The organism is Longimicrobiales bacterium, assembly GCA_028823235.1.
Classification (GTDB): Bacteria; Gemmatimonadota; Gemmatimonadetes; order Longimicrobiales; family Gaopeijiaceae; genus UBA2589.
In genome coordinates this window covers 38,430-50,707 of record JAPKBW010000004.1, presented here as the reverse complement: position 1 = coordinate 50,707, position 12,278 = coordinate 38,430, and the positions used below count along the sequence as shown (strand labels likewise).

General features: G+C 61.0%; 15 protein-coding genes and 1 tRNA gene. 14 read left to right on the top strand and 2 right to left on the bottom strand.

Translation table 11 applies throughout. The features are described 5' to 3' along the window. Nucleotides 1-59: 59 nt before the first annotated feature. From OSA81_03100 to OSA81_03080, 5 genes are all read left to right on the top strand, one after another. Nucleotides 60-497, top strand: a complete 438-nt coding sequence (locus tag OSA81_03100) for a hypothetical protein (GenBank protein ID MDE0897981.1) — start codon at nt 60-62, stop codon at nt 495-497. After that, nucleotides 497-1,003, top strand: coding sequence for a hypothetical protein (locus OSA81_03095; protein ID MDE0897980.1), 507 nt, complete (start codon nt 497-499; stop codon nt 1,001-1,003). The genes OSA81_03100 and OSA81_03095 overlap by 1 nt, the downstream gene beginning before the upstream one ends. 167 nt (nt 1,004-1,170) lie before the next feature. Beyond that, nucleotides 1,171-4,332: a hypothetical protein gene (locus OSA81_03090; GenBank protein MDE0897979.1), complete on the top strand. Its 3,162-nt coding sequence runs from the start codon at nt 1,171-1,173 to the stop codon at nt 4,330-4,332. Nucleotides 4,333-4,379: 47 nt separating this feature from the next. After that, nucleotides 4,380-4,847 (top strand): hypothetical protein, encoded by a 468-nt coding sequence (locus tag OSA81_03085; GenBank protein ID MDE0897978.1) that lies wholly within the window; start codon nt 4,380-4,382, stop codon nt 4,845-4,847. A gap of 293 nt (nt 4,848-5,140) precedes the next feature. After that, a tRNA-Sec gene (locus OSA81_03080) sits at nt 5,141-5,237 on the top strand. Between the two features lie 21 nt (nt 5,238-5,258). Here the strand turns inward: OSA81_03080 and OSA81_03075 are convergent. Further along, nucleotides 5,259-5,891 (bottom strand): DUF5683 domain-containing protein, encoded by a 633-nt coding sequence (locus tag OSA81_03075; protein MDE0897977.1) that lies wholly within the window; start codon nt 5,889-5,891, stop codon nt 5,259-5,261. Further along, nucleotides 5,888-6,634, bottom strand: a complete 747-nt coding sequence (locus tag OSA81_03070) for a UDP-2,3-diacylglucosamine diphosphatase (GenBank protein MDE0897976.1) — start codon at nt 6,632-6,634, stop codon at nt 5,888-5,890. Before OSA81_03070 ends, OSA81_03075 begins: the two co-directional genes overlap by 4 nt. Nucleotides 6,635-6,684: 50 nt before the next feature. Between OSA81_03070 and OSA81_03065 the strand changes: the two genes are divergently transcribed. The 9 genes from OSA81_03065 (at nt 6,685) to OSA81_03025 (ending at nt 12,266) form a co-directional block, all read left to right on the top strand. Beyond that, nucleotides 6,685-7,383 (top strand): hypothetical protein, encoded by a 699-nt coding sequence (locus tag OSA81_03065; GenBank protein ID MDE0897975.1) that lies wholly within the window; start codon nt 6,685-6,687, stop codon nt 7,381-7,383. Nucleotides 7,384-7,413: 30 nt separating this feature from the next. Beyond that, the gene (locus OSA81_03060) at nt 7,414-7,923 is read left to right on the top strand and encodes an LptE family protein (GenBank protein MDE0897974.1); all 510 of its coding nucleotides are present in this window, start codon (nt 7,414-7,416) and stop codon (nt 7,921-7,923) included. 69 nt (nt 7,924-7,992) lie between these two features. Further along, nucleotides 7,993-8,469, top strand: coding sequence for a Na+/H+ antiporter subunit E (locus OSA81_03055; GenBank protein ID MDE0897973.1), 477 nt, complete (start codon nt 7,993-7,995; stop codon nt 8,467-8,469). Continuing rightward, on the top strand, nt 8,469-8,753 hold the full coding sequence (locus OSA81_03050) for a monovalent cation/H+ antiporter complex subunit F (protein ID MDE0897972.1): 285 nt from the start codon (nt 8,469-8,471) through the stop codon (nt 8,751-8,753). Before OSA81_03055 ends, OSA81_03050 begins: the two co-directional genes overlap by 1 nt. Beyond that, nucleotides 8,753-9,100, top strand: coding sequence for a monovalent cation/H(+) antiporter subunit G (gene mnhG, locus OSA81_03045; GenBank protein ID MDE0897971.1), 348 nt, complete (start codon nt 8,753-8,755; stop codon nt 9,098-9,100). The genes OSA81_03050 and mnhG overlap by 1 nt, the downstream gene beginning before the upstream one ends. Beyond that, on the top strand, nt 9,097-9,843 hold the full coding sequence (locus tag OSA81_03040; protein MDE0897970.1) for a DUF4040 domain-containing protein: 747 nt from the start codon (nt 9,097-9,099) through the stop codon (nt 9,841-9,843). The genes mnhG and OSA81_03040 overlap by 4 nt, the downstream gene beginning before the upstream one ends. Then, nucleotides 9,836-10,261 carry a Na(+)/H(+) antiporter subunit B gene (locus tag OSA81_03035; GenBank protein ID MDE0897969.1) on the top strand — a complete coding sequence of 142 codons (426 nt, stop codon included), beginning with the start codon at nt 9,836-9,838 and terminating at the stop codon, nt 10,259-10,261. Before OSA81_03040 ends, OSA81_03035 begins: the two co-directional genes overlap by 8 nt. Then, a complete protein-coding gene (locus OSA81_03030) occupies nt 10,258-10,782 on the top strand; it encodes a cation:proton antiporter subunit C (protein MDE0897968.1) in 525 nt (174 codons plus the stop codon). Before OSA81_03035 ends, OSA81_03030 begins: the two co-directional genes overlap by 4 nt. After that, the gene (locus OSA81_03025; protein MDE0897967.1) at nt 10,779-12,266 is read left to right on the top strand and encodes a monovalent cation/H+ antiporter subunit D family protein; all 1,488 of its coding nucleotides are present in this window, start codon (nt 10,779-10,781) and stop codon (nt 12,264-12,266) included. Before OSA81_03030 ends, OSA81_03025 begins: the two co-directional genes overlap by 4 nt. Nucleotides 12,267-12,278: the final 12 nt, after the last annotated feature.

Here is a 12,278-nt window from a genome sequence, read left to right as displayed (position 1 = left end):
CAGTGCGGGTGCGCCTCGCCTTCTTTTTGTTGCCGGAACCACTACTTGCTCCGCGGACTATGAAGACCCTAAAGAGATTTTTCGGCCTCGTCCTGCTGATGTCTTTGATCGCCGCCTGTGAAGTGTTCCAAGACCTCACCCCGAAATTCATTACGGTCCGGATGAGCGGACCCGTCGGGCAGACGGTTTCGATAGTCTACTCGAAGGAGTTCATTGCCGGGGTCGATGAAATGGATGTGACACGGGTCGCGATCTATAGGGCTGATACGGTCCTGCACACCCTGCCATTCGATACGATCATCGACGTCCGGATCGAACGGCGCCTCTTCCTCCAAGCGGAGGTGTCGGCAGTGGATGCGGTCAACGTCGACGTGGCGATCGCAGCGGACGGACGAACTCTCTACGACCGTGCGGGCGACCTGTTCCCCGATATACCGTGGCGGTTCCTGTACCAGTTCAACCACTCATTTACCGACGTTATCGAGGTCGAGCTCTAATGCGAATCGGCAATGTGCGATGGCTTCCCGTGCTGATGCTTGCCGGCACGGTCTTGTCCGGTTGCCATAATTACCGAGTGGTTGAGACACCGTCGATAGGCTCGATCGTTCGTGTTCGGGTGCCCGTGACGTCGGCACTCGATAGGCCCAATGCCGCCAGTCAGACGGCGTCGCTAGAAGGTCAGGTCGTCAGTGTGGGAGAGACATTATTGCTCGCGACCAAATCAATCCGCACCTATGGAGCGTACCGAGAGATCGTTCAGTTCGATACGATCAGCCTGAGCGCCGAGCAGGTGAGCGTGATCGAAGTTCGCGAGTTTTCGTCCACCAAGAGTGTTGTGTTGGGTGTGGTGATCACAGCAGGCGCTCTGGCGGCCGGCATCAGCGCGTTCAACTCCACGAAAAATGGCGGCGACCTCGTGACGCCAGGACTACCCCAGCCCGAGTCGGCAATCGTCGTGAGCAGCTCTTTGATTTCCATGATCTGGGGTCTGATCGGTACCTGAGAGTTCGCCGTCGGCCACCCGACGGGTTGAGTGTCTGCTGCTATCTTCAGGAATGGCGTACCACGGTGCGTCTCCGCGTCGCACTATTCGGTGTGACACGTCGTGCGTGAGGCCGTCAGGTTCGAGCGCACACCTGTTTCGAGCAACCAACCTCAGACATCGAACTCATGCGTAATCAGCTACGGAATCTCACACCGCTAGCACTCGCCCTCACCATGTCCGGCCTCGTGCCGGGTGGGCCAGTTGCGGCACAGCAGTACGACGAAGCGCTCTACGACATGCTCAGCTGGAACAGCGTCGGCATATCTCGGGGTGGACGCTCCACCGCGGTGGCCGGCAGCGATGCCCGCCCGCTGGAGTATTACTTCGGCGCCGTCGGCGGCGGTCTGTGGAAGACGACCGACGGCGGCAGCAACTGGAATCCGATGACGGACGGACAGATCACGTCGGGCTCGGTCGGTGCGGCCGCGGTCTGTGAGGCCGACCCGGACGTGGTCTACATCGGTACTGGCGAGACTCAGCTACGCGGCAACGTCATGCAGGGAGACGGTGTCTACAAGTCGATCGACGCCGGGAGCACTTGGGAGCACCTCGGGCTGGTCGAATCGCAAAACATCGCCCGCATCCGGATCCACCCGGAGAACTGTGACGTCGCATGGGTGGCGGCCTTTGGGCAGCACTCGGCGGACAACCCGGAGCGCGGCGTCTACAAGACGACAGATGGAGGTGAGACCTGGGACCTCACCCTTTTCAAGAGCGAGAAGGCGGGCGCCGCGGACCTCATCATAGATCCGAACGACCCCGACGTGCTCTACGCGACCGTCTGGGAGGCGTGGAGGAAGAGCTGGGGCATGAGTTCAGGGGGCCTTGACTCTGGCCTCTGGAAGTCTATCGATGGTGGTGAGACCTGGTCCGACATCACGTCGAGTCTCGGTCTCGACCCCGTGGGCCCCATCGGGAAGATGGGCGTCGCCGTCTCGGGCGCGAACTCCGATCGCGTCTGGGTCATTGTCGAACACGTCCCGGGGGGTGGTGTGTACCGCTCGGACGACGCGGGTGGGAGCTGGGAGCAGGTCAACGACGAGAGGAAGCTCCGGCAGCGAGCATTCTATTACACACGCATCTACGCCGACCCGCAGGACGAGGATGTCGTTTATGCGCTTAACACAGGGTTCTACCGGTCGACTGACGGGGGCGTGACGTTCCCACAGCAGATCCGGGTCCCGCACGGCGATAACCACGACCTCTGGATCGCACCGTCCGACACCGATCGCATGATCAACTCGAATGACGGTGGGGCGAATGTCTCTTTCAACGGTGGAGAGACGTGGACCGATCAAGAGTATGCGACCGCTCAGTTCTACCGGGTGATCACGACGGACCACGAGCCTTACCATATCTGTGGTGCTCAGCAGGACAACTCTACGGCGTGTACCCCGTCGAGTGGGTGGAATCACCTGTCGGCTGCCGGCGGTTTCGGTGGTGGTGGCCACTACTACTCGGTCGGAGGGTGTGAGAGCGGCTACATCGCGCCGAACCCGGACGATCTCGACATTTTCTACGCCGGTTGCTACGGCGGTCAGCTGTCGAGGTACGACCACGAGACGGGCTTCCAGCGAGGCATCAACGTCTGGCCGGAGAACCCGATGGGGCAGTCCGCCGAAGACCTGCGCGAGCGGGTCCAATGGACCTTCCCGATCGTATTCGACAAGCACGACAGCAACATTCTCTACACGGGAACTCAGAAGGTCTGGAAGAGCACGACCGAGGGTCAGAACTGGGTCCAGATCAGTCCGGATCTGACGCGAAACGAATCGATGACCGTGGGCGCCTCGGGTGGCCCGATCACGCTCGACCAGACGGGTGTCGAGACGTTCGCGACGGTCTTCGCGATCGCGCCTTCGCCCCACGATCCGAACGTCATCTGGGCCGGGTCTGACGACGGGTATGTGAGCGTGACGCGGAACGCGCGTGCGGCGTCCCCGAGTTGGGAAAACGTCACGCCCGCGGATGCCCCCGACTTCGTGCGCATCAACACGATCGAGGTATCTCCCAACACCCCGGGGAAGGCATACGTTGCGGGAATTCGGTATCTCGTGGACAACGATCGTAGTCCGTACATCTGGAAGACCGAGGACTACGGCGAGACCTGGACGAAGATCGTGAGCGGGATCCCCGCAGATGACTTTCTGCGCGCCGTCCGCGAGGACCCAACACGCCCCGGGCTGCTCTATGCAGCGTCTGAGCGGACCGTGTACGTATCGTGGAACGACGGTGCCTCCTGGCAGCCCCTCACAATGAACCTGCCGGTGACGCAGGTATCCGACCTGGTAGTCGAAGAGAACGACCTCGTCATCTCCACGCATGGCCGCTCGTTCTGGGTCATGCGCAGCATAGGGCCGCTTCGGCAGCTCACGGACGAAGTCGCCTCGGCAGACTACTGGCTCTTCGATCCGAAGGACCCGGTCCGGCGTTTCGACAACGCGGTCGACATCAACTACTACCTCGCCGATGATGCCGAACAGGTCATGCTCGAGTTCATGAGTGCGTCAGGTGATGTTCTCGCTACTTTCGAGTCCCCGGAGGACGAAGAGGAAGAAGACGAGGAGGGCACCGAGGGATTCAACCCGTTCGGAGGCGGTGGGACCCCGACGGTTGGCAAGGTTACGGGTTCGAATCGGTTTCGCTGGAACCAGCGACTGGCAGGCTGGACGGACTTCGATGGGCGAATCTTCTGGGCTGCCGGAAACCAGGGGCCGGCAGTGCTTCCAGGTCGGTACCAGGTGCGACTCACCGTCGACGGTGAAAGCATGACTCAGGATTTCGAGATTAAGATGAACCCGCGCGCTATCGCGGATGGCATCACGATGGCTGACCTGCAGGAACGGTTCGACTTCTCGATTCAGATCAGAGACCGTGTGACCGACGCAAACGAGGCAGTGCTTCGGATTCGTTCGATCAAGGATCAAATCGGAGACCGGCTCGACGAGAACGACAACGCCGAATTACAGTCACTGGGCGGCACGGTCAACGAGCGCCTCGGAGGAGTTGAGGGTGAGATCTACCAGGTGCAGAATCAGTCCAACCAGGATCCGCTGAACTTCCCGATCAAGCTGAACAATAAGATCGCGGCGCTTCAGAACCTGGTGGAAGGTGCGGAGACGCGGCCGACGGATCAGTCGTACGAGGTCTATCAGACCCTTTCGGCGCAGCTGGACGCGGAGTTGGAGCAGATGCAGTTGGTCATCCAGCAGGACCTTGCTCGTCTGAACGAGCTGCTGCGGGAACTCGGTCTGGAGCCGATCGATGCTGAGCAACTGATCACCTGATCTGACGGAGAACGACCACGTGCTGTCCAGGGCTCATCACGAAAATCGTGGGCTGGGCAGTCGCGGTCTTCTACGATGTGGAGCGCACCGGTCCGAGGCTTGCCTCCGGGCCGGTGCTGGTCACGGCGCGTGCCATCCGAATGCGCCGATCGACCCCCTCGCCATTTTTCATGCTGCGGGGCGTCCGATTGTCGACGAGGTACAACATCGCGCAGCTGAAGAGGGGTGGATTCCCCGTTTCTCTGCGCATTACCACCAATTTCCCTGTTGTGGATTTCCCGATCGAGGCAGAGATCATCCCGGTTGGTGAAGGCCGGTTCGACTATGAGAGTGGTCTGTCGCTGTATCCCGCTGCCCGCCTACACGTGCTGGGGCTCGGGTACCGGTACCGCACACTGAACCAAGAGACCACGCGGCAGCCCAGGAACGAGTTCTCCTTCTTGCCAGAAATCGGTGGGACCTCTTTGTTCGGCGGTGCAGGGGGCAAGCTGGTCTTCGATTGGGTCTTCGGGTAGCCGGCAGAGATCCAGGAGGTCCAACTCGGGCCTGACGATCGACGCCAGATCCTGTATGTCGTCCCCACGATGCCGCACAGCTTCACGGAGTCGAACTGACTTGAAGTGGTGGTACGTATCCTGTTGCTGAGCAATAACTACCGGGTCGAAGCTATGCGGTCAGTCGGATTGTTTCACTCGGGGTCGCTCTGGAACTAAGACCCGCTTCCCTCTATGGTCTGTCCCCTTCCATGGACCTGTACGCAAGCGTGATGGAGTCGCTTGCTATCGGGTCAGCGCGGCTGCGCACCCAAGGGGGCGGAGGGAGACTGGTGTCTCCGACGGTCTTCAAAACCGTGCAGCCCGGCTAGAACCCGGGTGGGTGGGTTCGATTCCCACACGCTCCCGCCAGCCGCCCAATGTCGAGACCGGTCAGTTCGGGATCGAGATCTTGAACCCGAGGTCCACGCCCCCCAAAGGCGACGGCTCGATGCCCAAGTCGAGCGGCTCGGGAAAGCGCGCGAGATGCGCTGATACGTATGCATCTGCACCGCTGATAAGGAGCATGAACAGCCCGAACGCGATCAGATCCTCCTGCTGGCCCTTCCGGGAGTCCAGCAATCGCACGAGGTCGGAGAGGCCCTCATCGGCGTCGAGCCGACCCTGAACCTCTTCGGGGTTTGTCACGCCTTGCGAAGTGTACTGGGCTCGAAGCACCGTCTCTCGAAAGCCAACGCGGTCCTGAGACTCGCCGATGCGTACGCGGGTGCGGAGGAGCGTGAAGACGGTGGCGGTCTGTATGCCAAAGTAGAATCCGCCCCGCGTGTAGGACCCGATCGCCGCGTGGCCCCACCCTGGGAGTATCAATGTGCGCCGGAAGGCTCCTCCGGGTGAGATCGACAGAGGCGGGGGAAGATCCACCTGGGCCATGGATACGACCACAGGACGCTCCTGAGCTGCGATCGGGGTCACTGCGGGTCCGTACACCGTCAAGCTGAGGGCGGAAGCGAGGGCGCCAGAAAAGACCGCATTGCATCTGATGGCTCGACGAAGTTTGCTCTTCACGAGCGCTCTCTCCAATCGAGCAGGAGGGGCGCCGCCCCTTCCTGAAGTGTCACGTAGCTCTGATGGAACACCCAGTCTCCTGAATTCACGTACCATCGGCCCGGAGCAACCTCGCGGACCAGCGGAAGATGGGTGTGACCCAGGAGAATGAGTCCGAGTTCCGGTTCCCTAGAGAACAGGTCCACGGCCCAGGCCTCGAGCGCAGCGGACCGGAGCTCTTGTCGGCCGCCCCACTGGTCCCAACGATCTTCCGTTTTCGACACCCCTGACGCGATGCGATCGCCGACGGTGACGGGGAGCATTCCGAATGCGAGCCGCGTGGCACGGGCCCGTAGTACACTTTTCAGAACGCGATAGCGGATATCTCCGGCTCCGAGGCCGTCGCCGTGAGTGAGAAACGTCCGATGCCCTGCGATCGACCGTCTGGACGGTTCGTGAAGGAACTCAACTCCGATCTCTTCGGTCAGATACCGGCCGCCCCACCAGTCGTGGTTTCCTCCGACTAGGGTCAGAGGGACTCCGGCGTCAACGATCTCCTTCAGCTTGGACAGCAGGTCGCCGTGTCCACCCGTGGTGCCGGTTCTGTACTCGAACCAGAAGTCGAACAGGTCGCCGTTAATGACAATGGCCGACGCTTCAACCGCTGCGTAGTCCAGCCAGTCGAGAAACGCTCGCTGGTGGGCGGGTGGAGCTGCCCCGGAATGGATATCCGAGGCCAGAAGGACGGGCTTGGATTCAGGCACGCACGAAAGTAGGTGCGAACCGCCACGGCCTGGAAGGGGTAGGGTACGCCATGGAGAAACTCTATTGGGCCCGATTCGCGACCGCGGTAGTAGCAATCGCCGGACTATTGGGCGCTAGCGCATGCGGACCTCAACGCACGGCGGTCATCGGGCCGATCAATGATTCCGCTCCTCTGGCCCGCGCCACGACAGAGGGTACGCGGCTCACCGAGCCTACCCGGATCGACTTTGCCTGGGAGCTCAACGAGTCCGGCGCGCGGGTAAAGGGCGTGGGCGTCGCCCGAGTCGAGCCACCCTACCGAGCGCGCCTCGACCTCTTTCTCGAAGGGGGGGAGACCGTGATTTCGGCGGCGCTCGTCGATGACGACCTCCGACTTCCAGCGGGTGCTCCCGACGGCCTCCTCCCGCCAGTGGACCTGATGTGGGGTACCTTGGGCGTATTTCGGCCGGTCGAGGGGACCACGCTCGCGGGGGGCGACCGACTGGAGAACGGGGGTGAACGTCTCCGTTATCGCTATTCCGGCGGTAACGAGATCCACTACGAAATCGTTGGAGGGACGGTTGTCGCACTTGAGCTTCTCGAGGGAGCATCCGTCGTTCAGTGGGTTCGCCTCGAGGCCGACGGCGACGGCAGGTATCCTGCCTCGGCAACCTACCGGAACCTCGTCGACTTCCGTGAGCTCAAGATTCTGCGCACGGCGTTGCGTGCGACCGAACCCTTCGCGGACGCCATTTGGGATCCACGCTAGATCCCGAACTCGTTGAGCATAGATTACGCCATGCGAATCACTGTGCGGTCCGGGGCGGCCTTGCTGGCTGCGATCCTCACGACGGGGTGTAACTACTCCTTCGTCGCGGGTTCATTTCCGCCACCGCACGTTCGGACGATCGCGATCGAGCCCTTCGAGAACGAGACCGCACGCTTTGAACTCACCGGTGAGCTCTACGACCAGCTCCTTCAGAACCTCCCCGGGGCACTCGGCATCCGAACTGCGGGTGCCGATATCGCCGACGCTATCGTACGCGGATCAATTACGAGGTACGAGGTTGTCGCTCCGAACTATCGGGCAGGAGAGCCTGGTCAGGCCGCCCGCGTACTCCAGCGGCAGGTCAACGTGACCGTCAGTGTCCAGATCATCGATCTGGTGGAGAACGTCATTCTCTGGGAGTCGGCGAATGTGACTGCGCTTGGCGAATTCCCCGAAGGCGCGCCGGAAGAAGGGGGTCGAGAAAAGGCGATCGAACTTCTTGTTCAGAAGATTGTAGACGGGGCTCAATCCAACTGGTAGATTCGCGTCGCCTTTCCACGGAGGACCCGCCACCTCCGCCTTCATAACGACACATTTCCAGGAGTCAGATTGCTTCGAGCGATCGGACTAGGCGCGGTACTCTTCACATTTTGGCTGGCACTCTCGGGGCACTACACCCCGCTGCTGCTCGGCTTTGGTGTGCTCTCGTGTACCCTCGTGGTGTACCTCTCCATGCGCATGGATGTGGTCGATAGCGAGGGCGTGCCATTTCACATCACGGGACGCGTACTGATCTACTTCCCTTGGCTGATGAAGGAGATCGTGGTCGCCAACCTCGTGGTCGCGAAGGTGATTCTCGATCCGAAGCTTCCAATCAGCCCGCGAATGGTCGTCTTCTACGGGTCACAGGAGACAGACTTGGGCAGGGTGCTCTACGCGAATTCCATCACCCTGACGCCCGGCACGATCACGACCGGTGTGGAGGGGCAGGAGTTCCAGATCCACGCACTCACGGCAGCTGACCTCGAGACCGACGAGGAAGACCAGATGGACCGCCGGTGCAGCTGGGTGGAGGGGGGCGCCTGATGTTCGCGGCAGCAGCTGTGGGCATTCTTGCCTCGATGTCACTCGCACTCGTGCGTGCATTGCTCGGGCCCACTGTGTACGACCGCGTGATGGCGGTGAACACGTTTGGTACGAAGACCGTATTGCTGATCGCGGTGCTCGGATTCCTCTCCAACCGGCCTGAATTCCTGGACCTCGCGCTCGTCTACGCACTGATCAACTTCATTGGCACGATCGCCGTGCTGAAGTTCTTCGAGTACGGCGATCTTGGCCTCACCCGGCGCGTCGAACGGGAGGCCGAGTGATGGACATGGCACTTGAAGTGCTGAGCTGGGCGTCGATCATCGGCGGGCTCTTCTTCATGCTCGTTGGCACCATCGGCATGCTTCGGCTTCCGGACGTATATACGCGCCTCCACGCGGCGGGAATGACAGATACGCTGGGCGCAGGGCTGATCCTGCTCGGATTAGCCTTCCAGACGATCCAAGGGATGATGCACGATCATCCAGAATGGTGGATGGTGCTGGTCCGGCTCGTCTTTGTATACCTGTTCCTCCTTTTCACCAGCCCCATTGCCACACACGCGCTTGCGCGAGCTGGGCTAGCCGGCGGCGTCGAGCCGTGGACGGCGGAAGAAGGGGATAGCAAATGAGCTGGCTCGGTGTCGTCGATATCGTTCTACTGATTCTTCTGGCTGTCACGGGCGTCGCCGTGATCTGGACTCGCAACCTCTTTGGGGCTGTGATGCTGGCCGGGATCTACAGCCTCGTCTCTGCGGGTCTGTTCGTGGTGATGGACGCGGTGGATGTCGCATTTACGGAGGCCGCGGTCGGCGCGGGCATCTCGACGGTCCTACTGCTGGGGACACTGGCGCTCGTTGGCTACAAGGAGCGCAAGCCGTCACACACACCGCTTGTTCCGATCTTCGTCGTGCTCGTGACAGGGGGCATTTTGGCTTACGGAACGGCTGACATTCCACCCTTCGGCGCCGCTGGCAATCCGATACATCAACACCCGGAAGTCGGGCGCTATTATCTGGATCAGTCCTATTCCGACACACATATCCCGAACGTTGTTACACCCGTACTCGCTTCGTATCGCGGGTACGACACGATGGGAGAGACCGCGGTGATCTTTACCGCCATGGTCGGTGTGTTGCTTCTTCTCGCCCGTGGCCCACTTCCGAAGCGCGTGTACCACGGGGGGCGATGGATGACCCTTCGACCCGGTACCACTCGCGAAGATCTTGAGGACCTGCTGGAGGAAACGCCGCCGACCGGTTCACCGCCATCGGCATCGGAGTCGGGAACACATCCCGCCGCAAATGCCGACGAGGTCGCGGATCTGCATGCAGACGCGGATCCCAACGGAGACGAGAAGGCGACGCATGGATGATCGCGTGATCCTCCGTGTGGGGACCAAGATTCTGATTCCCTTCATTCTCCTGTACGCCCTCTATGTGCAGTTCCACGGGGATTTCGGTCCGGGCGGAGGATTCCAGGCCGGGGTGATCTTCGCCGCTGCATTCGTCCTGTACGCGCTGGTGTACGGCCTGGGCAATGCGATCAAGGTGCTTCCTCCGAAGGTCGCCTACATCTGTGGTGCGCTCGGCGTGATGATCTACATCGGGGTCGGGTACGTGACCATGTTCATGGGCGGCCGATTCCTGGAATACAACGTGCTGGCCCACGACCCGGCTCATGGTCAGGAATACGGTATCATCGCTGTCGAATTTGGTGTACTGGTCACGGTATTCGGTGTGATGGTGGCGTTCTTCTATGCTTTTGCAGGGCGGCGGAGGATCGACCTGTGACCGCGCTCGGACTCTTCAACTATTGGGCGGTCATCGTCCTGATGATGGTGGGCTTCTACACGCTCATCGCTCGCGACAACCTCGTGAAGAAGCTGATCGGCCTGAACATCTTCCAGACGTCCGTGATCATGATGTACGTCTCGTTTGGGCGTGTCACAGGCGGGACCGCTCCGATTCTCTTCCTGGCCGATCATGGCGAGGCGGCAGGTGACCATGCCGTTGAGGCCACGGACCACGCCGTTGCGACAGTGGACCATGCCGCTGAGGGGGCAGAGGCCGTTGCCGGCCCCGGCGAGGCGGCCGCTGATGTGGCCCACGCCGCAATGGAGGCGACGCAGGCTACGGTCGAAGCCGCTGGGTTCACGGCCTATTCGAACCCGCTACCACACGTGCTTATGCTGACGGCCATCGTCGTCGGAGTCGCAACACTCGCGCTCGGCCTGAGTCTGGTGGTACGCATCAATGAGGCCTACGGAACGATCGAAGAGGACGAAATCAACGCTATGGATCTTGGCCTGTGAGTGAGAACCTCCCGGCGCTTCTGATTGTAGTCCCGCTTCTACTGGCCCCTGTCGCCGCGCTCATTGGGCGGGCCTCGGTCGCCTGGGCGATCGCGACATTCTCGGCCTGGTGGTGCTTCGGAGTCTCGATCGCGCTTCTACAGCGCGTCCGAGCCGAGGGCGTGATTTACTACGCTCTCGGGGGCTGGGCTGCTCCGACAGGTATCGAGTACCGGATCGATCTGGTGAGTGCTTTCGTGGCGGTGATCGTCACGACCATCGGTGCGGTTTCGGTCCTTTATGCGCGTCAGAGCATTGCGAAAGAAATCAGCGAAGATCGGATCGCGCTCTTCTACACGGCTTTCATCCTGTCGATGACGGGACTGCTGGGCATCTCGATTACTGGCGACGTCTTCAACGTCTTCGTTTTCCTCGAGGTCTCCTCGCTTTCGGCGTATTCGATGATCGCGCTCGGGCAGGATCGCCGGGCACTAACCGCCGCGTTCCAGTACCTGATCATGGGCAGCATCGGTGCGACGTTCTATGTCATCGGCATCGGGCTGCTCTATGTGATGACAGGCACGCTCGGCATGGAAGACTTGGCTGTGCGAATCCCCGAGGTTTTGGCTGACGGGCAGGGGACGCGGACGATTGCGGTCGCCTTCACGTTCCTGACCGTTGGGATCACACTGAAGCTGGCGCTCTTCCCGCTGCATCTCTGGCTGCCGAACGCATACACGTACGCGCCGTCTGCGGTGACCGGATTTATGGCTTCGACGGCGACGAAGGTCTCCGTTTACGTGATGCTCCGGTTCTTCTTCACGATATTTGGCGCGGAGTTCTCGTTCGGACAGATGCACCTGAACAGAGTTTTGATGCCGCTGGCACTCGTGGCCATCCTGGCGATGTCCCTCGTGGCCATCTACCAGACGAATGTGAAGCGTATGCTGGCATTCTCGTCGGTGGCACAGATCGGGTACATGATCCTCGGTATCAGCTTCGGCTCAGTCCTTGGCGTGACAGCGGGGATCATCCACCTGTTCAATCACGCGCTGATGAAGGGTGCGCTGTTCATGGCGATGGGATGCATCATGTACCGCGTCGGCTCCGTGCGCATCGAGAAGATGCAGGGCCTGGGCAAAGTGATGCCGTGGACGATGGCGGCCTTCGTCGGCGGAGGCCTGAGTCTTATCGGGGTTCCACTCACGGTGGGCTTCGTGAGCAAGTGGTATCTGGTGCAGGCGGCCCTGGAACAGGGCCAGTGGCCCGTGGCTGCGGTGGTGATGATCGGATCGTTGATGGCGCTCATATACATCTGGAAGGTTGTTGAGGTCGCCTACTTTCAGCAGCCCGATCCGGATCACCAGATCAAGGAAGCTCCGCTGGGCATGTTGATCCCCACCTGGATCCTAGTCGTGGCGAGTTTCTGGTTCGGGATTGATGCCAGTACGACCGCAGACGTGGCGACCCGAGCTGCTGAGACTTTGCTGGGGGTGATGCCATGATTGGGGATCCGG

Bases quoted from the DNA above. Each gene is read 5' to 3' on its own strand.
- OSA81_03100 (MDE0897981.1), top strand. From the start codon at position 60: ATGAAGACCCTAAAGAGATTTTTCGGCCTCGTCCTGCTGATGTCTTTG.
- OSA81_03095 (MDE0897980.1), top strand. From the start codon at position 497: ATGCGAATCGGCAATGTGCGATGGCTTCCCGTGCTGATGCTTGCCGGC.
- OSA81_03090 (MDE0897979.1), top strand. From the start codon at position 1,171: ATGCGTAATCAGCTACGGAATCTCACACCGCTAGCACTCGCCCTCACC.
- OSA81_03065 (MDE0897975.1), top strand. From the start codon at position 6,685: ATGGAGAAACTCTATTGGGCCCGATTCGCGACCGCGGTAGTAGCAATC.
- OSA81_03060 (MDE0897974.1), top strand. From the start codon at position 7,414: ATGCGAATCACTGTGCGGTCCGGGGCGGCCTTGCTGGCTGCGATCCTC.
- OSA81_03050 (MDE0897972.1), top strand. From the start codon at position 8,469: ATGTTCGCGGCAGCAGCTGTGGGCATTCTTGCCTCGATGTCACTCGCA.
- mnhG (MDE0897971.1), top strand. From the start codon at position 8,753: ATGGACATGGCACTTGAAGTGCTGAGCTGGGCGTCGATCATCGGCGGG.
- OSA81_03040 (MDE0897970.1), top strand. From the start codon at position 9,097: ATGAGCTGGCTCGGTGTCGTCGATATCGTTCTACTGATTCTTCTGGCT.
- OSA81_03035 (MDE0897969.1), top strand. From the start codon at position 9,836: ATGGATGATCGCGTGATCCTCCGTGTGGGGACCAAGATTCTGATTCCC.